This is a genomic window from Variovorax sp. RCC_210 (assembly GCF_041355175.1).
GTDB lineage: Bacteria > Pseudomonadota > Gammaproteobacteria > Burkholderiales > Burkholderiaceae_C > Variovorax.
Window position 1 is genome coordinate 624111 of record NZ_JBFUPJ010000001.1, and the last position, 19474, is coordinate 643584.

Below are 19474 nucleotides of genomic sequence, written 5' to 3' on the forward strand. Positions count from 1 at the left end.
GCCACTTTCGACTGACAGCGCCAGGCCGGAGCCGGTCAGATGCGCAGGCTCAGGGCGACAGCCTCAATGCGCCATCGGCGCCACCGCCAGGTCCGGCACCACGTTCAGGATGCGCAGCGTCTGCTGCACCACCTGGCTGAACACCGGCGCGGCCACCAGGCCGCCGAAGTACTTGCCCGCGCCGGGCTCGTCGACCATCACCGCGACGATGATGCGCGGCTTGTCGATGGGCGACATGCCCGTGTACCAGGCGCGGTACTTGTTGCTCGCGTAGCCCTTGCCGACCTGCTTGTGCGCCGTGCCGGTCTTGCCGCCCACCGAGTAGCCCTGCGTCTGCGCCAGCGGCGCGGTACCGCCGGGCGCGGCGGCCAGGTGCATCATCTGGCGCACCTCGCTGGCCACCAGCGGCGAGAACACCCGCATGCCGGCAGGCTCCTCGCCGGTGTTCTTCAGCAGGCTCACCGGAATCACCTCGCCGTCGTGCGCGAAGGCGGTGTACGCGTGCGCGATCTGGAACAGCGAGGCCGACAGCCCGTAGCCGTACGACATGGTGGCCTGCTCGATCGGCCGCCACGATTTCCACGGCCGCAGCCGCCCGGTGACCGCGCCCGGGAACGGCGTCTGCGGCTTCTGGCCGATGCCCACGGCGGTGAGCGAGTTCCACATTTCCTGCGCCGACATGCGCTGCGAGATCTTGGTGGCGCCCACGTTGCTCGACTTCTGGATCACGCCCTGCACCGTGAGCACGCCGAAGTTCTCGTCGTCGTGGATGGTCGCGCCCGACACGGTGATGCGCCCCGGGTTGGTGTCGATGATGGTGTTGGGCGTGACGCGGCCCAGCTGCAGCGCGGTGGCCACGGTGATGGGCTTCATGGTCGAGCCGGGCTCGAACACGTCGGTCATGGCGCGGTTGCGCAGCTGCTCGCCGGTGAGGGCGTGGCGGTCGTTGGGGTCGTAGCTCGGGTAGTTGGCCATGGCCAGCAGCTCGCCCGTCTGCGCATCGACCACCACCACGCTGCCCGCGCGCGCCTTGTTGGCGACCACGGCGTCGCGGATCTTCTCGTAGGCCACGAACTGCACGCGGTCGTCGATGCTCAGCTGGATGTCGTGGCCCGGGGTGGGCGGCACCTGGTCCTCGGTGTCTTCCACGATGTGGCCCAGCCGGTCTTTCAGCACATGGCGCGAGCCCGACTTGCCGGCCAGCTCCTTGTTGAAGGCCAGCTCCACGCCTTCCTGGCCGATGTCTTCCACGTTGGTGAAGCCGGCCAGGTGGGCCGCGGCCTCGCCCTCGGGGTACTGGCGCCGGTAGTCGCGCCGCAGGTACACGCCCTTGATGCCGAGCGCGGCCACCTGCTTGGCGACGGGCTCGTCGACCTGGCGCTTGAGCCACACAAAGCTCTTGTCCTCGTCCTCGAGCTTCTTGTCGATGTCCTTCAGCGGCATGCCGAGCAGCTTGGCGGCCTGCCTGAGCTTGTCTTGCGTGGCCGGGTCGTCGCGCTCGATGTCTTCCGGAATGGCCCAGATGCTGGGCGCGGGCATGTCCGACGCCAGGATCAACCCGTTGCGGTCGAGGATGCGCCCGCGGTTGGCCGGCAGCTCCAGCGTGCGCTGGTAGCGCACCTCGCCCTGGTGCTGGAAGAAGTCGTTGTTGAAGATCTGCACGTAGGCCGCGCGGGCCGCCAGCAGCGTGAAGCCGAAGGCGATGCTGGCCACGATGAACTTGCTGCGCCACACGGGGGTGGGGCTGGCGAGCAGTGGACTGCTGCCGTAGCGGATGCGGCCGGTGGGATTCATGAGCCCCGATTATCGAGTTCCGGGTGACGTGCAAGTCACCCGGAACGGGGCCGTTTTCTTAGCTGCGCGTTAGGCACGCGCGAAAATCAGCGCTTGGGACGCAGCGTGATGATCAAGCGAGGAGGCACTGTGCCATCGATGTCGCGCGGCAGCTTTTCTGTCTTCTGCAATGCACGCAGTGCAGCTTCGTCCCAGGTCGGCAAGCCGCTGGACTTGGTCAGGGTGGGTGTCCCGACGATGGTGCCATCGGGCGCCAAACGAACATCAAATTCAGCGCCTGGGTTCCCGCTAACAAGTTCCGCATCGGGGTACACGACGTTAGGGCGAACCGCTCCGTTTACCTTGGCGCCATATCCCCCTGAGGGGCCGGAGGAGCGCAATGCGTTGCCCTTTGAGTCGTCTGCACCGCTCGCCCCCGCCATGCCCTGCATGCGCTTGAGCGTGGCGGCGCGGTCGGCAGCAGCCTGCTTGGTAGCGGCCTCGGCCTTCTTGGCTTCGGCCTGCTTTGCGTCCGCAGCTTTCTTCGCTTCAGCCTGCTTGGCCTCGGCCTCTTGTTGCTTCTTCTGGTCGGCGAGCTTCTTCTGCTGCTCCTTCTGTTGCTCTTTCAGCTGGGCCTGCTTTTTCTCGGCCTCGTCCTCGGCGCGCTGCCTGGCCTCGAGCTCTTTCTTCTTTTGCTGTTGCTGCTTTTCGAGCTCGCGCTCTTTCTGTTCCTTCTGCTCCTTGAGCTTCTTCTCACGCTCCAGGGCGATGTCAGGGGCCTTCGGTGCGGGCGCGGGCTCTGGCGCCTTCGCCACCGGGGGCGGCGGTGGAGGCGGCGGCGCGGGCGTGGGCGCCGGTGTGGGCGGCACGGGTGCGGGCACGGGCGGCGGCGGGGTGGGAACGGGGGTAGGCGCCTGCGGTGCCTGCAGCCGCGGCGCGGCCTGCTGCACCGTGGACGACCACAACTCCGCATCGACGGCGCCTTCGTCGGCCTCGCTCTTCCAGCGCACGCCCCAGGTGAGCGCGGCAATCAGCAAGCCGTGCGCGATGAGGGCCAGCACGACGGCACGCGGCGTGCCGCGCTGCGGCGGCGGCGCGAACTCGGGGCGATCCAGTGCGAGCGACATGCCTTATTTGCCGCCCGTGGTCGTCACCGACAGGCCCACGCGCTCCACGCCGCTGCGCTTGAGCTGGTTCATGGCCTTCACGACGGTCTCGTACTTCACCGACTTGTCGGCGCTGATGACCACCGGGCGGTCGTTGTCGCCGCCCTGGGCCTGCTTGGCCGCGGCGCCGATCTGCGTCATGGGGATCGACGTGCCGCCGGTGCCGGTGGACGGGTCCTTCTTGATCTGCACCTCGTCGTCGCTCTTGATGACGATCTCGATGGGCTTGTCGGGCTGCTTGTTGGCGCGGTCGACCGTGGGCAGGTTGATCACGCTCGGCGTGATGAGCGGCGCGGTGACCATGAAGATGATCAGCAGCACCAGCATCACGTCGATGAACGGGACCATGTTGATCTCGTTGATCGTCCGGCGTCCACGGCCCCGGGAAGAAACGGCGGGCATGCGTTGCGCCTCCGCTCAGCGGTTGGCCGGCGAAACCGACGACGCGGCGCCGCCCGCGTTCGGGTTGGCCGAGAGGTTGCGCTGCAGGATGTTGGAGAACTCCTCGATGTAGGTCTCCAGGGCAATGGCGATCTTGTCGATCTCGCGGGCGAAGCGGTTGTAGCCCACCACCGCCGGAATGGCGGCGAACAGGCCGATGGCCGTGGCCACCAGCGCCTCGGCGATGCCGGGGGCCACGGTGGCCAGCGTCACCTGCGTGAGGGCGGCCAGGCCGGTGAAGGCATGCATGATCCCCCAGACCGTGCCGAACAGGCCCACGTACGGCGACACCGAGCCCACGGTGGCCAGGAACGACAGGTTCTGCTCGGCCGCGTCCAGCTCGCGCTGGAAGCTCGCGCGCATGGCGCGGCGGGCACCGTCGAGCAGGGTGGGGGCGTCGCTCACATGGCGTTCGCGCAGCTTTTGATACTCGCGCATGCCCGAGGCGAAGATGCGCTCCATGGGGCCGGCGAACTTGGCGTTCTGCGCGGCCGAGGCAAACAGCTCGTTCAGGCTGGTGCCCGACCAGAACTCGCGCTCGAAGTCGTCGTTCAGCGCGCGCATGCGCCGCAGCGCGAAGTATTTGCGGATGATGGCGGCCCAGCTGGCAATCGAGACGATCACGAGCAGCAGCACGACCAGCTGCACCACGAAGCTCGCGTGGAGCAGGAGATTGATGATGGAGAGATCTTGGTTCATGGCTTGATAGGTTGTGTCATGGAGCCGCTGTAGCGCTCGAGGGTTCCCGTGACTTGCTTCGGTATGCGTGCGGGACGCAGTGTGGCGGCATCCACCCAGCCGATGCGGATCGTGCCTTCGCACAGCAAGACAGGTGCCGCGGCCCCTGTTCGCTCTTGCTCTGTTTTTGATAGCACGCGCTGACCGATTATCAACGACGCGGTGCCCAATTGTTGGAGATCGGCTGTAACCAGCAGTTCGTCGTCCAGCCGCGAGGGCCGGTGGTACTTGAGCTGGGTTTCGCTCACCACGAACTGGCCGCCTGTGTCCTCGCGCAGCTTGCGCTGTTCGATGCCCAGGGAGCGCAGCCACTCGGTGCGGGCGCGCTCCATGAACTTCAGGTAGTTGGCGTAGAACACGATGCCGCCGGCGTCGGTGTCTTCCCAGTAGACGCGGATGGCGAACGCGTAGCTCATTGCGCCTTGTGGCCTGCCTGGTTCGTCTGGTCCGCCTGGTTCGCCATGACGCGCAGCCGCTCGATGGCTTCCTGCAGGTGCGCCATCGAGCTGGCGGTGGAAAAGCGCACGAACTTCGCTGTCTCGGCCGTGCCGAAGTCGCGGCCCGGCGTGATGGCGACGTGCGCGCGCTTCATGGTCTCGAAGGCGAAGTCCCAGCTTCCTGCGATGCCGAGCTTTTCGGCAAAGCCGGTGCAGTCGGCCCAGGCGTAGAAGGCGCCGTCGGGCATCACCGGCACGTTCAGGCCCAGCGCGTTGAGCTGCGGAATGAACCAGTCGCGGCGCGCCTTGAACTCTGCGCGACGGCGTTCGTATTCCGCGATGCTGGCGTCTTCGAAGCAGGCGAGCGCCGCGTACTGCGACACCGTGCTTGCGCAGATGAAGAGGTTCTGCGCCAGGCGCTCGGTCACCGGCACCAGCGCCTCGGGCACCACCAGCCAGCCGAGGCGCCAGCCGGTCATGTTGAAGTACTTGCTGAAGCTGTTGATGCTGATGACGTTGTCGTCGATGGCCAGTGCCGTCTGCCCGAAGGCGTCGTCGTAAGACAGGCCCAGGTAGATCTCGTCGATCAGCGTGATGCCGCCGCGCTGCGACACCACTTCGTGGATGCGGCGCAGCTCGGCGGGCGCGATCGAGGTGCCCGTCGGGTTCGACGGCGAGGCCAGCAGCACGCCGCGCGTCTTGTCGGTCCACGCCGCCTTCACCTTGTCGGCCGTGAGCTGGAAGCGCTCTTCGGCCGTGGTGGGCACCAGCACGGCCTTGCCGTCCGCCGCGCTCACGAAGTGACGGTTGCACGGGTAGCTGGGGTCGGGCATGAGGATTTCGTCGCCCGATTCGATCAGCGCCAGGCAGGCCAGCTGCAGGGCCGCCGATGCGCCGGCCGTGACCACGATGCGGCGCGCCGGCACATCGACGTTGAAGCGCTGGCGGTACCAGGCGCTGATGCGTTCGCGCAGGAGGTCGAGGCCGGTGGCCTGCGTGTACTGCGTGGCGCCTGCGCGCACGGCGCGGGCGGCTGCTTCCTGCACCAGGGGCGGGGCGGTGAAGTCGGGCTCGCCGATGTTCAGGAAGATCATCGGCCGGTCGGTGTGGGCGACTTCCCGCGCCAGCGCACCGGCCGCCTTGGCCACTTCCATCACGTAGAACGGCTCGATGCGCTGGGCGCGCGTCGAGATCCTCATGCCTTCGCTTTCCCCGAAGCCCGGTCGGCCTCCACTTCGAGCGGACGCAGCTGCGGGGCCAGGCCGTTCAACACCGCGTTCACGTACTTGTGGCCGTCGGTGCCGCCGAATTCCTTGGCCAGCTCGATGCATTCGTTGAGCACCACGCGCCAGGGCACGTCGGGGCAGTTCTGGAATTCATACACGCCGATCCACATCACGGCGTGCTCGATGGGCGAGATCTCTTCGAACTTGCGGTCGAGCAGCGGGCGGATCAGCGCATCGAGCTGCTCGGCGCCTTCGATGGAGCCGTGCAGCAGCGCGTCGTAGTGCAGCGCGTCGGCCTTGTGGAAGCCGGCGAGGTCGCGCGTGAAATGGTCGATGTCGGTCGGGTCGTTGTGGCCCACCAGGTGCTGGTAGAGCGCCTGCAGCGCGAACTCGCGCGCGCGGCTGCGGTTGGACTTGGCCGAAGCCTTGCGCGCGCCGGTGCTGGTGAGGCCGACGCGCGACTGTCGGGGCTTGGTGCCGGCTGGCTTCAGGGGCTTGGAGGTGTCTTCGGTCATGAAAGGGTGGCCAGCAGTTGCGCCATTTCGACAGCCACGCGGGCCGCGTCGCGGCCCTTGTCGGTCTGCCGGGCAACGGCTTGCTCGAGGTTCTCGGTGGTGATGATCGCGTTGGCGATGGGCAGCTTGTAGTCCAATGAAACGCGGCTCACGCTGGCGCCCGATTCGTTGGCCACCAGCTCGAAGTGATAGGTCTCGCCGCGAATGATGCAGCCCAGCGCCACCAGCGCGTGGTAACCGCCGCGCTCGGCCAGCGCCTGCAGGGCGATGGGCACTTCGAGCGCGCCGGGCACCTGCAGGTGGTGGATGTCGGAGGCGCTCACGCCCAGCGACTCGAGCTCCGACAGGCAGGCCGACGCCAGCGCGTCTGTGATGTCGGCGTTGAAGCGCGCCTGCACGATGCCGATGCGCAGCCCTTTTCCGTTGAGCGGCTTGGTCTCGCCCTTGTTTGCAGCTTGCATGGTCGTTCAGTCTTTCGTGAGGTAGCCGGCAATCTCGAGCCCGTAGCCCGCCGCCATGCTCGGCATGCGGCGCGGCGTGCCCAGCAGGTTCATCTTGTGCACGCCGCATTCGCGAAGAATCTGCGCGCCGATGCCGTAGCTGCGCAGGTCCATGCGGCCGCGCTCGGGGGCTTGCGCGGGGCGCGCGGTGCCGTCGAATTGCGCGAGCAGCTCGCCGGCAGTCTCGCCGCAGTTCAGCAGCACGGCCACGCCCTTGCCCTCGGTGGCGATGTGCGACAGGCTGGCGTCCAGGCTCCACGAATGCAGCGAGCGGTTGATTTCGAGCGCGTCGAGCACCGACAGCGGTTCGTGCACGCGCACCGACACCGTGTCTTCGGGGCTCCACTTGCCGCGCACCAGCGCCAGGTGCACGCCGCGGCTGGGCTTGTCGACGAAGGCGTGGGCCGTGAAGGCGCCCCAGGCCGTCTGGATTTCGCGGCAGCCGACCTTCTCGACCAGCGACTCCACGCGGCTCCTGTGCTCGATGAGCGCGGCGATGGTGCCGATCTTCAGGTTGTGCTCGGCCGCGAAGATCTGCAGGTCGGGCAGGCGGGCCATGGTGCCGTCTTCGTTCATTACCTCGCAGATCACCGAGGCGGGCGAGCAGCCGGCCATGGCGGCCAGGTCGCAGCCGGCTTCGGTATGGCCGGCGCGCATCAGCACGCCGCCGTCCACTGCCTGCAGCGGGAAGATGTGGCCGGGCTGCACCAGGTCGGCGGCCACGGCGTTGGGCGCCACGGCGGCCTGCACCGTGCGGGCGCGGTCGGCGGCCGAGATGCCGGTGGTGACGCCTTCGGCGGCCTCGATGGACACGGTGAAGGCGGTCGAGTGCTTGGCGCCGTTGCGCTGCACCATGGGCGGCAGCTGCAGCCGCTCGCACATCTCGCGCGACAGCGTCAGGCAGATCAGGCCGCGGGCATGGCGGGCCATGAAGTTGATGGACTCGGCCGTGATGTGGTCCGCCGCGACGACGATGTCGCCTTCGTTCTCGCGGTCTTCCTCGTCCACCAGGATCACCATGCGGCCCGCGGCGAGCTCGGCCACGATCTCCTCGACCGGCGAGATCGGGGCGGGGGCGCGCGCGGCGCGGGGGGCGCCGATCGGCGTGACGGAGGCGTTCATTCGGCTGTGTCCTTGGAATACGGGGATGTGGGCGTGGATGTGGGGGGCACCAGCACGCCGGCCTGGAGCATGCGCTCCACGTAGCGCGCCACGGTATCGATTTCGAGGTTGACCTTCGAGCCCGCGTTCAGGGCGCCGAGGGAGGTGTTTTCGACGGTGTGCGGGATCAGGTTGATGCTGACCTCGGCGCCGTCGGCAATGTCGCTCACGCTGTTGACCGTGAGGCTCACGCCGTTGATGGTGATCGAGCCCTTGTAGGCCAGGAAGCGGGCCAGCGCCGGCGGGGCGACCACGCGCAGCTCCCAGCTTTCACCGATCGGCTCGAAGAAGCTCACGCTGCCGATGCCGTCCACGTGGCCCGACACGATGTGCCCGCCCAGCCGGTCGCTGGCGCGCAGCGCTTTCTCCAGGTTGATGCGGCTGCCTTCGTTGGTCAGGCCGGCGGTCTTGTCGAGGGACTCCGCGGAAATGTCGATGGTGAACAGCTGTCGCTCGGGGACGAGCGTGGTGACCGTCATGCAGGCGCCGTTGAGCGCAATGCTGTCGCCGAGCCCGACGTCATCGAGGTAGCCGTCGGGCACCGCGATGCTGAGTCGTTTGCCATAGGAGGAGGAGGTGCCGAGGTCGTGAATGGCGGCGATGCGCCCCACGCCGGTGATGATTCCGGTAAACATTCCCGCATTTTCGCAGAGAACGCGGGGTGTTCGGGGTAAACGCTAGAACGCGTCCCTTCCCGCGACCCGGGCCACCACGCGCAGGTCGGGGCCGAGCAGGTCCACCGACCTGAATTCCAGCGGCACGACGCCCTCGAGTGACGTGAGCGGACCGGCCGCATGGAGGTGGCTCGCGATGTCGAGCCCGCTGCCGATCAGCTTGGGCGCCAGGTACACCAGCAGCTCGTCGACGCAGCCTTCGCGCAGCATCGAGCCGTTGAGCTTGTGGCCCGACTCGACATGCAGCTCGTTCACGCCGCGCGCCGCCAGGTCTTTCAGCAGCGCCGGCAGGTCGACCTTGCCCTCGGCGTTGGGCAGGTAGGTGACGGTGGCGCCGCGGGCTTCGAGGGCTGCGGCCTTTTCGTCGTCCTGGTGGGCCGCGTAGATCCAGACCTGGCGACCCGCTATGAATATGTGAGCTTCGGGCGGCGTCTGCAGCCGGCTGTCGACCACGACCAGGTGCGGCTGCCGTGGCGTGTCGACCAGCCGCACGTCCAGCCGCGGGTTGTCTTCGAGCACCGTGCCGACGCCGGTCAGCACCGCGCTGGCCCGGGCGCGCCAGGCGTGGCCGTCGGTGCGGGCTGCTTCGGCGGTGATCCACTGGCTCACGCCGTTGGCCAGGCCGGTCTTGCCGTCGAGCGACGCCGCCACCTTCATGCGCACCCAGGGCTGCTTGCGGACCATGCGGCTGAAGAAGCCGAGGTTCAGCTCGCGCGCTTCGGCCGCGCCGGGGCCGACCTCGACCTCGACACCCGCCGCGCGCAGCCGCTCGAAGCCCTGGCCCGCGACCAGCGGGTTCGGGTCGGCGAGCGAGGCGACCACGCGGCGCACGCCGGCCGCGATCAACGCGTCGCAGCACGGGCCGGTGCGACCGTGGTGCGAGCAGGGTTCGAGCGTGACGTAGGCGGTGGCGCCCTCGACCGTATGGCCTTGGGCCGCGGCATCACGCAAGGCCATGACTTCGGCGTGCGGGCCGCCGACTTTCTGTGTGTGGCCCTGGCCGATCACGGTGTTGTCGGGGGCGACCAGCACGCAGCCGACGCGGGGGTTCGGGTCGGTGTCGTAGCCGGCCTGGCGCGCGAGATTCAGCGCGTCGGTCATGAAATTCACAGATGTCTTTGCCATTTCTTCTTGTTAATCAAGGTGTATTTGAATGGTCAATTGAAAGCTAATTGCAGGTCAATTGAAGATTGAAGCCGTTGAGCTATTGATATTCAACCGTCTGTCGCAATTGCGAATATCGGAGGACAGCGGGAAATAGAATTTTTGGTATTGCAAACAGGGAGCAGCGCTCGCCGACGCACAAAGATGCGAGGCCGGCGCGATACAACATGAATCACGGATTTTGCGCGTGCGCGCAGGCGAACTCGCGCCGCGTCGGAAAGCCGGGCGGCTTCACGCTTGTCGAACTGATGGTCGTTATCGCGTTGATGGCCATCCTGCTGGCGATGGCGTTGCCGAGCTTCAGCAGCATGACCGAAAAGCTCCGCGTCGAGGGCATGGCCTCGGCGCTGGTGGCGAGCATGAGCCACGCGCGCTCGGAAGCGGCCCGACGTGGCAAGACCGTGACGGTGCAGCAGCGCACGAATTGCGCAAGCAAGGACTGGAGTTGCGGTTGGGACACGGTGGTCGGCGATGACGACGACGTCGAAACGCTCAGGCGGCAAGAACCCGACACTCGGGTAAAGGTCACCAAGAGCAAGCACGGTGCGCTGTCATTCGATGCCATGGGTCAATCCGCAAGCTTCGTCAGCTTTGACTTCCAACCCGCGGGCGTGAGCAATTCGACCAACGTTGCCACGCTGTGCATCGCGCTGGGCGGACGCGCCAAGCTCGTCAAGGGGACCACCACATGTCCAACCTGATGCACCGCCTGCATCCCCATGGCCCGCACATGGCGCAAGCCGGCGTCTCGATGATCGAGGCCATGGTGGCGGTCCTGGTGCTCTCTTTCGGGCTGCTGGCGCTCGCGGGTTTCCAGTTGCGCGTGCTCGCCGACAGTTCGAGCGCGAGCAACCAGAACATGGCCGCGCAACTGGCCGGCGACATGGCAGATCGCATGCGCGCCAATCCCGTGGCGGCCGCCGCGCCCGGAACACCCTACGTGGCCGACTGGACGCCAGCGGGCTCCGCTGGCTCCAGCAAGTCATGCACGGGCGCCCAGATCACTTGCAGTGCGGCCGAGCTCGCGGCCGACGACGTGCGCCGCTGGCAGCGCGCGGTGGCCAGCGCGCTGCCAGGCGGGGCGAGCAACATCCAGCGCAAGGCGATGGCCGGCGGCTTGCTGTTCGTGCACGTCGCGTGGGACGAGCCTGCCGTCGCGCACCCGATTCCGCCGGACCCGGGTTGGAACTGCCCTGATGGCAAGGCCTGCCTCGAAGTCGCCGTCGCGGTGCCGCAGCCATGAGGCGCGGCCACGCATTTCGCCTGCGGCAGGCCGGCTTCACGCTGGTCGAATTGCTCGTCGCGATGATCGTCGGCATGCTGGTGGTGCTGGCCTCCATCACCAGCATGCTCGGCACACGCAGCGTTGCCATGGTGGGCGACGACGTCAACGCGCTGCACCAGTCTTCTGCATTTGCGTTCAGGCTGCTGGGCCAGCAGATCCGGCAGGCCGGCTACATCCCGATCGACCCGACCGAGCCGCTGTTCTACTTCGACGCCAACGCGAACAGGGCCACGAATCTTGCGGGTGAACGGGCCTTCTTCGCGGTCAAAGGCGGGGAAGCCGCTGGGGGCCCCGGCAATGACAGCCTGAAGATCGGGTATGCGCCGAATCCGAACTACTTCGCGGATTGCCTGGGGCAGGCAGGACGAGGCGCCGGGCGCCAGGGATACGTCCCCACGACACCCTCCGATCCGGGCAACGTTCGCCTGATCACCAGCGAGTTCGATGTTGTGAGGGGAACTCTCCGATGCAAGGGCAGCGGCGGTGACACGCCGAAGCCTATCGTCGACGGCGTCGAGCGCTTCGATGTCATGTATGGCGTGGGGACGCCAACCGGAGGCGACCATGTCGCGCGCTATGTGACCGCCAATGACGTCGCCAATTTCGATCTGGTCCGCACGGTGCGCGTGTGCCTGCAACTCGCGGGCAGTTCGAGGAGCAATCCGCACGGCAGGTACACCGACTGCGACGGCGCCGAGCGGGCGAGCGTCGACGGAAAGTTGCGGCGCGTCTACGCCGCGGTGTTCGCGTTGCGAAACAACCTGGGCGCGCCATGAATCGCGACGAATGGCTTCGCGTGCGCCGTGCCCTAGCAGATGTCCGCCGCCGCAAGGCGCAGCACGGCTTTTCGCTGTTCATCGTGATGCTCATGCTGGTGCTCTCGGCGCTGCTCGCGGTCGGTGGTGCGCACATGGCGCAGTTGCTCGAGTCGGTGGCGGGCAACCAGCGCGAACACCAGCGCGCCTTCGAGGCCGCGGAAGCCGCGCTGCTGGACGCGGAGCGCGACATCCGGCAGCTGGCCTTCGACGCCACGAAGCAGAGCTACGTGCCTTGCTCCGCGCTCGCGGTCTCGCCGTGCCGCAAGGCCGAGCAAGGCCGCGTCTTTCCCGACCGCGACACCGGTTGGGTCACGGCCTACGTGGCGAACGGAGAGAACAGCTGCGAGCGGGGCATCTGCTACTTCGCCGCGATCGATTCGGCGGCGGCGGCTTCCGAAAGCGAGGCCTACCGGTTCTGGTCCCGGAGGGCGTACGCCGACAAGCACGCGCTGTACGGGGCGTTCACCGGCGCACCCGGCGCCGGGAATCCGGCGCTGGAAAAGGCGAGGTACTGGATCGAGGTCATCGACCGCCCGAACAGCAAGCACCCGCTGTACCGCATCACCGCCGTGGCCACCGGCGCCCGCAGTGCGGGGAGCGCGGGGAGCGCGGGCGGCACGCGGGTCGAACTGCAGGTGACCTTCGATCCTGATCCCGTCACCAAGGTGAATTGAACATGGCAAGAACAAGAGATATGACATTCACCGGGCTGTCGAAAAGCGCCATGGCGTGCGGCCTGGTACTGGCGCACAGCGTCGGCCACGCCGCGCAATACCCGTTGGCGCAGACGCCACGCAACGCGGCGGTCAAGGAGCCGGCGCCGAACGTGATCGTGTCGGTCGACAACTCGGGAAGCATGGCCTTTTCGTCGATTGCATCGGAAGGGGACAAGGCGCCGCCCCCCGGAACGCCCAACCGCATGGAGGCACTGAAGACCGCGTTGAAGGACAACTTTTCCACCGCCAGCATCCCCGATGACCGGATTCGCCTTGCCTGGCAGGCGATGAATGTCGGCGCGGTACAGGTCAACCAGAACAGCTGCGTCGGGTTCTTCGGCGACACCGCGCCGGGGCGCTATCGGGCTGGCACCTGCAACATCGGCGGCCGCGCCAACGCCAACCTGATGCGTTCGCTCGACGGGGCGCATCGCGCGAATTTCATGACCTGGGTGGATTCCATGATCGCGGACGGCGGAACGCCGCTGCACGCGATGATGACCCGCGCCGGCGAATACATGAAGACCTCCGGCCAGTACAGCCCTTACTCGGACGATCCGGGCGTCAAGGACGCCACCGAGTCGAGCTGCCGCAAGTCGTTCCACATCTTCATGACGGATGGCGACTACAACCTCTTCGGCTTCGACGTGGAGCCGAATCAACTCAACATGCCGGACATCGGCAACGAGGACGGAACGCGCCGCGTTTTACCCGACGCCGAGGTCTACACGCCAGTGGCGCCCTACAAGGACGGCGCGGGCACCGTCAACAGCCCGGCCAAATGGAAGAGCACGTCTGGCACCTGGGCGCCGATCGCCGAATACCGTCCGACGCTGGCCGACATGGCCTTTCACTACTGGGCCAGTGACCTGCAGCCCGGCATCGCGAACAACCTCAAGAAGGTCGTTGTCGAGCCAGGCCAGGCACGGGTCGGCACGGCCACTGTTCCCGAGTACTGGAACGCCAAGAACGACCCGGCCACCTGGCAGCACCTGACCACCCACACCATCGGCTTCGGCGCCGCCTCGTCGTGGTCCGGTGCGCCGGCCATGTCTACGAACCTGGCTCAGCCCACGTACAGCGGCGGCTATGTGGGCCTGGTCGAGGGCACGATCGGTTGGAGGAATCCATTGGTGGCCACGGACTTCCAAGGGTGGAACAGCTCCAACTTGGGCTACTTCTACAGCAACCCCGCGGATACCGCCGCAGTGCGCATGGACCTCTGGCACGCGGCGCTCAACAGCCGTGGCACTTTCACGCCCGCTTCCAATTCCCAGGCGCTGAATGCGGCCTTCAAGTCCATCCTGTCGCAGATCCTGTTCAACACCAGCATTCCGCTCACGTCGATATCGGCGAACAGTTCCCGCTTGTCGACAGGCAACGCGGTCTACCAGGCGGGCTACGACACGGCAGACTGGTCGGGCAAGCTCACTGCCTCCAAGTTCGGCGCGAACGCCAGGCCGGCAGGCGAGCCCGACTGGTCGGCGCGCGAACTGCTCGACCGGCGCATGGCGGCGCCGGGGGCACACGCCACCGATCGCAAGGTGCTCAGCTTCTCTGGCACCGCGGCGGCCACGGCCACCACGACCGCGACCGTCGGTTCGGGCATTCCCTTTCGGTGGGATCGCCTGAGCGATGCGCAGAAGACGGCGCTCCAGGGACGCACCGGCACCGACACCGAAAGCGTCGCGTTCGGTAACGCCGTGCTCGACTTCCTGCGAGGCGACCGGCGCAACGAGGGGGCCGGCCTGCGACTGCGCCAGCGCGGCCACGTGCTCGGCGACATCGTGGGCTCCGGCGTCTGGTACGCAGGGCAACCCCAGAGCGGCTTCACCCACGATGGCTACGCCGCTTTTGCCGCGACCGCGCGCAAGCCGATGGTCTACGTAGGCGCCAACGACGGCATGCTGCATGCCTTCGACGCCGGCACCGGCAACGAGGCGTTCGCCTATGTGCCCGAAGGCGTCTACGGCACGCCGGCAGTGCCGATGCTCAAGCGGCTCAGCGAAGGGACCTACGTGCACCGCTACTTCGTCGATGGCAGCGCCTTCGTGGCCGATGCGTACATGGGCGGCACAGCGGCCCCCACGGCCACGGCTGCCGAGAAGGCGGCAGGCTGGAAGTCCTTGCTGGTGGGCACGCTGGGCGCAGGGGGCAAAGGCTACTTCGTGCTCGACGTGACCAAGCCCGAGTCCGTCGCCGAGCAGAACGCCGCCAGCGTGGTGTTGATCGACACGACCGCGTTGCCCGACCGCGACCTGGGACACCAGTTTCAGCAACCCGCGCTCGACGTCGCCTCGGGGCGGGCGGTGCAGGTGGCAAAACTCAACAACGGCCGCACGGCGCTGATCCTGGGCAATGGATACAACAGCGCGAGCGAAAAGGCGGTGTTGTGGATTCAGTACCTCGACGGCAACAGGGAGGTGCTGAAGATTCCCACGTCCGCCACGCCGGGCGTCGCTGCAGGCAACGGGCTCTCGGCCCCGAGGCCCGTGGACCGCAACGGCGACGGCAAGCCGGATTTCGTCTACGCGGGCGATCTGCTCGGCAACATGTGGAAGTTCGACCTCAGCAATGCGGACAGCGGCAGATGGAAAGCCACGATGAACCTGGCGCCGGTTGCTGCTGCGTCCGCACCTGCACCTGCGGCTGCGGTGAACTTCGATGGCGTTCCCCTGTTCGCCGCCGGCGCGAGCCAGCCGATCACCGCGGCGCCGGTCGTCGTCGGCCATCCGCGAGGCGGCTACATGGTGGTGTTCGGCACCGGGCGGCTGTTTGCGGTCGGCGACGAGCGCACCGCGACCCCTCATTACCTGTACGGCATCTGGGATCCGGCCAACGGCACGTCCGGAGCAGCGGCCATGGCCGACCTGGTGGCGCAGACCGCCGGCACGCGGCCGGTCAAGAGAGACGCAGCCGAGTACCGCACCGTCTCGCGCCACAGCGTGAGCTACACCGGCGCCGAGGCCAGGCGCGGCTGGTCCCTTCAATTGCCGGCCGGCGGCGAGCGCATCGTCTACCCGGGCAAGGCGCTGAGCAACAGCGCCGGCACGTTCGCGGCCACCGTTCCCGGCACCAGCAGCAACGTGCTCGATTGCACGGCCGGCAGCGACGACGACGGCTGGTCGATGGTGGTCGACTTCTTCAGCGGCTCGGCCCCCCAGGGCATCGCCTACAACGGCACTGGGACGGCGGACGCCTTTCTCGGCTTTCGCAACCGCTCGGGCAAGGACGACATCGTGTTCGTGCCTCAGGACCGCCAGAAGGGCAAGGATGTGATTTGCAACGCCGCCGGCGAGTGCCACACGACGACGCGGCCCGACGCGGTGCGCCGCTTCGGCTGGCGCAACCTCATTTCGACGGACTGACCCATGGCATCGAGACAACGCATGAACCAGCAGGCCGCGGCGCGGGGCGGTGTACGGGCCGACGTGCGAGGCCGCCTGCGTGGCTTCACGCTGATCGAACTGATGATCGTGCTGGCGGTGATCGCCATCCTCGCCGCCATCGCATACCCGAGCTACACACGCTATGTGCTGCGGGCCAAGCGGGCCGACGCAAAGCAGCAACTGCTGCAGGCGGCGCAATGGAGCGAGCGTTACCTGACCGCCAATGGCCGCTATCCACCGGCCAGCGTCGCGCTGCCTGACGGACTGAGCCACGCGCCGGCCGCGGGCACCGCCAACTACCTCGTCAGCTATGCCGACAGAAGTGAAACCACGTACACCTTGCAAGCGGTGCCGCAAGGCGGATCGGTGATGGACGAATGCGGAAAGCTCACGGTGAACCAGCAGGGCGTGAAGCTGGCCGGCAACAAGACCAGCGCGTCGGATGCGCTGGTGCAGCTCTGCTGGAACCGATGACGCGCAGGCTTAGAAGGCCGCGGCGGCCGGCGCTCAGATGTCGCGCAGCAACTGCCTGAACTCGTCCACGTCCTCGAAGCTGCGGTACACCGAGGCAAAGCGCACGTAGGCGACCTTGTCGAGCTTCTTGAGTTCGCGCATGACGAGTTCGCCGACCTTGGTCGATTCGATTTCGCGCAGCCCGCTGGCCAGCAGTTTCTGCTCGATGCGCAGCAGGGCGTTGTCGATCTGCTCGATGCTCACCGGCCGCTTGCGCAGCGCCAGCATCATCGAGGCGCGCACCTTGGTGGAGTCGAAGTCGGCGCGGCTGCCGTCCTTCTTCACGACGACAGGAAAATTGACGTCGGGCCGCTCGTAGGTGGTGAAGCGCTTGTCGCAGGCGCTGCACTGGCGGCGCCTGCGAACGAAGTCGGCGTCTTCCGAAACGCGGGTCTCGACGACCTGCGTTTCAAGATGACCGCAAAAAGGGCATTTCATGCGGTCAGGTCTTGGGGACGATCAGCGGTAGACAGGGAAACGGCTCGTCAGCGCGTGCACCTTGGCGCGCACGGCATCGATGTTCGCAGCGTCGCGCGGGTTCTCGAGCACGTCGGCGACCAGGTTCGCGGTGGCGCGGGCCTCTTCGTCCTTGAAGCCGCGCGTGGTCATGGCGGGGGTGCCGATGCGCACGCCGCTGGTGACCATCGGCTTTTCAGGATCGTTGGGGATCGCGTTCTTGTTGATCGTCATGTGGGCGGCGCCCAGAACGGCTTCGGCTTCCTTGCCGGTGATGCCCTTGGCGCGCAGGTCGACCAGCATCACGTGGCTTTCGGTGCGCCCACTCACGATGCGCAGGCCGCGCTGGGTGAGGGTGTCGGCAACGATCTGCGCGTTCTTGACCACCTGTTGCTGGTAGGCCTTGAACTCGGGCGTCATGGCTTCCTTGAACGCGACGGCCTTGGCGGCGATCACGTGCATCAGCGGGCCGCCTTGCAGGCCGGGGAAGATGGCGCTGTTGATCGCCTTCTCGTGTTGCGACTTCATCAGGATGATGCCGCCGCGCGGGCCGCGCAGGCTCTTGTGCGTGGTCGAGGTGACGATGTCGGCGTGCGGCACGGGGTTGGGGTACACGCCCGCGGCCACCAGGCCGGCGTAGTGGGCGATGTCGACCATGAAGATCGCGCCCACGTCCTTGGCCACCTTGGCGAAGCGCTCGAAATCGATGCGCAGCGAGTAGGCCGAGGCGCCCGCGATGATCAGCTTGGGCATGTGCTCGTGCGCCTTGCGTTCCATGGCGTCGTAGTCGATGGCTTCGTTGGCGTCCAGGCCGTAGCTCACCACGTTGAACCACTTGCCGCTCATGTTCAGCGGCATGCCGTGGGTCAGGTGACCGCCTTCGGCCAGGCTCATGCCCATGATGGTGTCGCCGGGCTTCAGGAAGGCGAGCATGACGGCTTCGTTGGCCGAGGCGCCGCAGTGCGGCTGCACGTTGGCGGCATCGGCGCCGAAGATCTGCTTCACGCGGTCGATGGCCAGTTGCTCGGCCACGTCGACGTGCTCGCAGCCGCCGTAGTAGCGCTTGCCCGGGTAGCCTTCGGCGTACTTGTTGGTGAGCTGCGAGCCCTGGGCGGCCATGACGGCCGGCGAGGCGTAGTTCTCGCTGGCGATCAGCTCGATGTGATGTTCCTGGCGCGCGTTTTCGGCTTGGATCGCGGCCCAGATTTCGGGATCGGTCTGTTCGACCAGGATGTTGCGTTGGTACATGGCAGTCCTTTGAAGACGAGGTCCTTGTTCTTCAACCAAAACAAGGGCTGCCCAGGCGAACGGCTGAACGCCTGTTGAGGTCAGGCGGCACGCTTCCCAGTGGTATTCCACGTCAGCGCGTGGCACCTTGTTCGGGTGCTGCGCCTATCGCCAGTCGCGTACCCGCCGAGTGTAGCGCACCGCATCCGGCGGGCAACCCGGCAAGGAGAATGTCAGGACACCGAGGAAAGCAGGGCGACCTTGGCCGGCTCGGCGCCTTCTTCAGGCTTGGCCGGCGCCACCACGGGCAGCGGCTGCGCGCGCATGCCCGGAGGCGGCGGCGTGACGGTGGTGGTGGACGGCGCGCGGCCGTTGGCCACCTGCAGCAGGCGCTCGTGCTCGGCGATGACCTTGCTGGCATAGCCGCCGTCGTCCTGCAGGTTGGCCGCGCCCACGTAGTAGCGCAGGCCGCCTTCCAGCGAGCCGGCGCGGGCGATGCATTCCTGCAGCACCTTGACGCCCACGCGCATGTTGGTCACCGGGTCGAAGGCGGTGAGCGTGCCGCCCGCGCTTTCGTACTTGTCGCCGTGCACGCGGGTCATGACCTGCATCAGGCCCTGCGCGCCGACCTGGCTCTGGGCGAACGGGTTAAAGCTCGACTCCACCGCCATGATCGCGAGGATCAGCGTCGGGTCGATCTTCGTGCGCTTGCCGATGCCGTAGGCCTCGGCCACCAGCACGCTCAGCGGCTCCGCGGCCACGCGGTATTTCTTGCTCAGCCAGTAGGCCACCGCGGCTTGCTGCTTGGGCAGGTCGCTCGGGCTCGCAGCCGTGGTCCGCTCGATGGCGGTCGGCTCCAGGTCGGTGGCTTCCGGCGCGGGCTTGCGCGATTGCAGCCAGCCCATCAGCTGCTCCTCGCCGGTCTTGCGCAGGTCGGGCCGCGCCACGAGGGCGAGGGCCGCGAACACGATGGCAAGGCCAACCAGTGCAAACCCGTTGTGGGTGATCTCAAAAAAGCCGTCTGCCACATCGGACACGAAGGTCCGTAGCCCGCGGGCTGTGGCATCGAACGCCTTGTTCATCGCTCTTCCTTTCTGTGCGGCACCCGAAACGCAACGCCGGTGAGGGCGAGGGATGAAGGCAGCGGCGCTTGGATTGGTACGAATCAGGCTCCGCGCATGGAGTGAAGGGGGTTGGGAGCGCGGCGACCTGATCAAGCCGGTTGGGATTCGGCAGCGGATTCAGGGGAGGCTCCGCCGCGTCGGGCGGTCGGAG

Annotated in this window: 20 protein-coding genes and 1 riboswitch; of the genes, 6 read left to right on the forward strand and 14 right to left on the reverse strand. The window is 67.1% G+C overall.

Features of this window, described 5'->3' with window-relative positions:
• Positions 1–63: 63 nt before the first annotated feature.
• The 11 genes from AB6807_RS03040 to ribD form a co-directional block, all read right to left on the reverse strand.
• The gene (locus AB6807_RS03040) at positions 64–1794 is read right to left on the reverse strand and encodes a penicillin-binding protein 2 (protein WP_116908758.1); all 1731 of its coding nucleotides are present in this window, start codon (positions 1792–1794) and stop codon (positions 64–66) included.
• A gap of 86 nt (positions 1795–1880) precedes the next feature.
• Positions 1881–2900: a cell envelope integrity protein TolA gene (gene tolA / locus AB6807_RS03045; protein WP_371083454.1), complete on the reverse strand. Its 1020-nt coding sequence runs from the start codon at positions 2898–2900 to the stop codon at positions 1881–1883.
• Between the two features lie 3 nt (positions 2901–2903).
• Positions 2904–3341, reverse strand: a complete 438-nt coding sequence (locus AB6807_RS03050) for a biopolymer transporter ExbD (protein ID WP_116908760.1) — start codon at positions 3339–3341, stop codon at positions 2904–2906.
• 15 nt (positions 3342–3356) lie between these two features.
• Positions 3357–4079, reverse strand: a complete 723-nt coding sequence (gene tolQ, locus AB6807_RS03055) for a protein TolQ (protein WP_116908761.1) — start codon at positions 4077–4079, stop codon at positions 3357–3359.
• The gene (gene ybgC, locus AB6807_RS03060; RefSeq protein WP_116908762.1) at positions 4076–4534 is read right to left on the reverse strand and encodes a tol-pal system-associated acyl-CoA thioesterase; all 459 of its coding nucleotides are present in this window, start codon (positions 4532–4534) and stop codon (positions 4076–4078) included. Before ybgC ends, tolQ begins: the two co-directional genes overlap by 4 nt.
• A complete protein-coding gene (locus AB6807_RS03065) occupies positions 4531–5754 on the reverse strand; it encodes a pyridoxal phosphate-dependent aminotransferase (protein WP_371083455.1) in 1224 nt (407 codons plus the stop codon). Before AB6807_RS03065 ends, ybgC begins: the two co-directional genes overlap by 4 nt.
• A complete protein-coding gene (nusB, locus tag AB6807_RS03070) occupies positions 5751–6296 on the reverse strand; it encodes a transcription antitermination factor NusB (RefSeq protein ID WP_116908764.1) in 546 nt (181 codons plus the stop codon). The genes AB6807_RS03065 and nusB overlap by 4 nt, the downstream gene beginning before the upstream one ends.
• Positions 6293–6757: a 6,7-dimethyl-8-ribityllumazine synthase gene (gene ribH / locus AB6807_RS03075; protein WP_116908765.1), complete on the reverse strand. Its 465-nt coding sequence runs from the start codon at positions 6755–6757 to the stop codon at positions 6293–6295. Before ribH ends, nusB begins: the two co-directional genes overlap by 4 nt.
• 6 nt (positions 6758–6763) lie before the next feature.
• Entirely contained in the window at positions 6764–7918 is a 1155-nt protein-coding gene (ribBA, locus tag AB6807_RS03080; protein ID WP_116908766.1) for a bifunctional 3,4-dihydroxy-2-butanone-4-phosphate synthase/GTP cyclohydrolase II, read from the reverse strand.
• Positions 7915–8592: a riboflavin synthase gene (locus AB6807_RS03085; RefSeq protein WP_371083456.1), complete on the reverse strand. Its 678-nt coding sequence runs from the start codon at positions 8590–8592 to the stop codon at positions 7915–7917. The genes ribBA and AB6807_RS03085 overlap by 4 nt, the downstream gene beginning before the upstream one ends.
• A gap of 42 nt (positions 8593–8634) precedes the next feature.
• On the reverse strand, positions 8635–9756 hold the full coding sequence (gene ribD, locus AB6807_RS03090) for a bifunctional diaminohydroxyphosphoribosylaminopyrimidine deaminase/5-amino-6-(5-phosphoribosylamino)uracil reductase RibD (protein ID WP_371083457.1): 1122 nt from the start codon (positions 9754–9756) through the stop codon (positions 8635–8637).
• Between the two features lie 206 nt (positions 9757–9962).
• Here ribD and AB6807_RS03095 point away from each other — a divergent pair, with 206 nt between their 5' ends.
• Genes AB6807_RS03095 through AB6807_RS03120 form a run of 6 tightly spaced genes read left to right on the forward strand, consistent with a single transcriptional unit; the run spans position 9963 to position 16477 of the window.
• Positions 9963–10496, forward strand: a complete 534-nt coding sequence (locus AB6807_RS03095; RefSeq protein ID WP_371083458.1) for a GspH/FimT family pseudopilin — start codon at positions 9963–9965, stop codon at positions 10494–10496.
• Complete coding sequence (gene pilV, locus AB6807_RS03100; RefSeq protein ID WP_371083459.1) at positions 10484–11038, forward strand: type IV pilus modification protein PilV; 555 nt, start codon at positions 10484–10486, stop codon at positions 11036–11038. Before AB6807_RS03095 ends, pilV begins: the two co-directional genes overlap by 13 nt.
• Positions 11035–11856 (forward strand): PilW family protein, encoded by an 822-nt coding sequence (locus AB6807_RS03105; RefSeq protein ID WP_371083460.1) that lies wholly within the window; start codon positions 11035–11037, stop codon positions 11854–11856. The genes pilV and AB6807_RS03105 overlap by 4 nt, the downstream gene beginning before the upstream one ends.
• Complete coding sequence (locus AB6807_RS03110) at positions 11853–12572, forward strand: PilX N-terminal domain-containing pilus assembly protein (RefSeq protein ID WP_371083461.1); 720 nt, start codon at positions 11853–11855, stop codon at positions 12570–12572. Before AB6807_RS03105 ends, AB6807_RS03110 begins: the two co-directional genes overlap by 4 nt.
• Before the next feature lie 20 nt (positions 12573–12592).
• Positions 12593–15982 (forward strand): pilus assembly protein, encoded by a 3390-nt coding sequence (locus tag AB6807_RS03115; protein ID WP_371083462.1) that lies wholly within the window; start codon positions 12593–12595, stop codon positions 15980–15982.
• A gap of 3 nt (positions 15983–15985) precedes the next feature.
• Positions 15986–16477: a type IV pilin protein gene (locus tag AB6807_RS03120; RefSeq protein ID WP_371083463.1), complete on the forward strand. Its 492-nt coding sequence runs from the start codon at positions 15986–15988 to the stop codon at positions 16475–16477.
• Between the two features lie 33 nt (positions 16478–16510).
• Here the strand turns inward: AB6807_RS03120 and nrdR are convergent, their stop codons facing one another.
• The 3 genes from nrdR to AB6807_RS03135 form a co-directional block, all read right to left on the reverse strand.
• Positions 16511–16954 carry a transcriptional regulator NrdR gene (gene nrdR, locus AB6807_RS03125; protein ID WP_116908774.1) on the reverse strand — a complete coding sequence of 148 codons (444 nt, stop codon included), beginning with the start codon at positions 16952–16954 and terminating at the stop codon, positions 16511–16513.
• A 21-nt stretch (positions 16955–16975) separates the two neighbouring features.
• A complete protein-coding gene (gene glyA / locus AB6807_RS03130) occupies positions 16976–18220 on the reverse strand; it encodes a serine hydroxymethyltransferase (protein WP_116908775.1) in 1245 nt (414 codons plus the stop codon).
• Positions 18221–18262: 42 nt separating this feature from the next.
• A riboswitch (ZMP/ZTP riboswitch) is annotated at positions 18263–18388 on the reverse strand.
• A gap of 44 nt (positions 18389–18432) precedes the next feature.
• Positions 18433–19281: a transglycosylase SLT domain-containing protein gene (locus AB6807_RS03135; RefSeq protein ID WP_371083464.1), complete on the reverse strand. Its 849-nt coding sequence runs from the start codon at positions 19279–19281 to the stop codon at positions 18433–18435.
• Positions 19282–19474 lie beyond the last annotated feature (193 nt).

What these genes read in the sequence shown, in the direction of transcription:
- AB6807_RS03040 (WP_116908758.1), bottom strand. Translation starts at nt 1,794, where the DNA reads ATGAATCCCACCGGCCGCATCCGCTACGGCAGCAGTCCACTGCTCGCC.
- tolA (WP_371083454.1), bottom strand. Translation starts at nt 2,900, where the DNA reads ATGTCGCTCGCACTGGATCGCCCCGAGTTCGCGCCGCCGCCGCAGCGC.
- AB6807_RS03050 (WP_116908760.1), bottom strand. Translation starts at nt 3,341, where the DNA reads ATGCCCGCCGTTTCTTCCCGGGGCCGTGGACGCCGGACGATCAACGAG.
- tolQ (WP_116908761.1), bottom strand. Translation starts at nt 4,079, where the DNA reads ATGAACCAAGATCTCTCCATCATCAATCTCCTGCTCCACGCGAGCTTC.
- ybgC (WP_116908762.1), bottom strand. Translation starts at nt 4,534, where the DNA reads ATGAGCTACGCGTTCGCCATCCGCGTCTACTGGGAAGACACCGACGCC.
- AB6807_RS03065 (WP_371083455.1), bottom strand. Translation starts at nt 5,754, where the DNA reads ATGAGGATCTCGACGCGCGCCCAGCGCATCGAGCCGTTCTACGTGATG.
- nusB (WP_116908764.1), bottom strand. Translation starts at nt 6,296, where the DNA reads ATGACCGAAGACACCTCCAAGCCCCTGAAGCCAGCCGGCACCAAGCCC.
- ribH (WP_116908765.1), bottom strand. Translation starts at nt 6,757, where the DNA reads ATGCAAGCTGCAAACAAGGGCGAGACCAAGCCGCTCAACGGAAAAGGG.
- ribBA (WP_116908766.1), bottom strand. Translation starts at nt 7,918, where the DNA reads ATGAACGCCTCCGTCACGCCGATCGGCGCCCCCCGCGCCGCGCGCGCC.
- AB6807_RS03085 (WP_371083456.1), bottom strand. Translation starts at nt 8,592, where the DNA reads ATGTTTACCGGAATCATCACCGGCGTGGGGCGCATCGCCGCCATTCAC.
- ribD (WP_371083457.1), bottom strand. Translation starts at nt 9,756, where the DNA reads ATGGCAAAGACATCTGTGAATTTCATGACCGACGCGCTGAATCTCGCG.
- AB6807_RS03095 (WP_371083458.1), top strand. Translation starts at nt 9,963, where the DNA reads ATGAATCACGGATTTTGCGCGTGCGCGCAGGCGAACTCGCGCCGCGTC.
- pilV (WP_371083459.1), top strand. Translation starts at nt 10,484, where the DNA reads ATGTCCAACCTGATGCACCGCCTGCATCCCCATGGCCCGCACATGGCG.
- AB6807_RS03105 (WP_371083460.1), top strand. Translation starts at nt 11,035, where the DNA reads ATGAGGCGCGGCCACGCATTTCGCCTGCGGCAGGCCGGCTTCACGCTG.
- AB6807_RS03110 (WP_371083461.1), top strand. Translation starts at nt 11,853, where the DNA reads ATGAATCGCGACGAATGGCTTCGCGTGCGCCGTGCCCTAGCAGATGTC.
- AB6807_RS03115 (WP_371083462.1), top strand. Translation starts at nt 12,593, where the DNA reads ATGACATTCACCGGGCTGTCGAAAAGCGCCATGGCGTGCGGCCTGGTA.
- AB6807_RS03120 (WP_371083463.1), top strand. Translation starts at nt 15,986, where the DNA reads ATGGCATCGAGACAACGCATGAACCAGCAGGCCGCGGCGCGGGGCGGT.
- nrdR (WP_116908774.1), bottom strand. Translation starts at nt 16,954, where the DNA reads ATGAAATGCCCTTTTTGCGGTCATCTTGAAACGCAGGTCGTCGAGACC.
- glyA (WP_116908775.1), bottom strand. Translation starts at nt 18,220, where the DNA reads ATGTACCAACGCAACATCCTGGTCGAACAGACCGATCCCGAAATCTGG.
- AB6807_RS03135 (WP_371083464.1), bottom strand. Translation starts at nt 19,281, where the DNA reads ATGAACAAGGCGTTCGATGCCACAGCCCGCGGGCTACGGACCTTCGTG.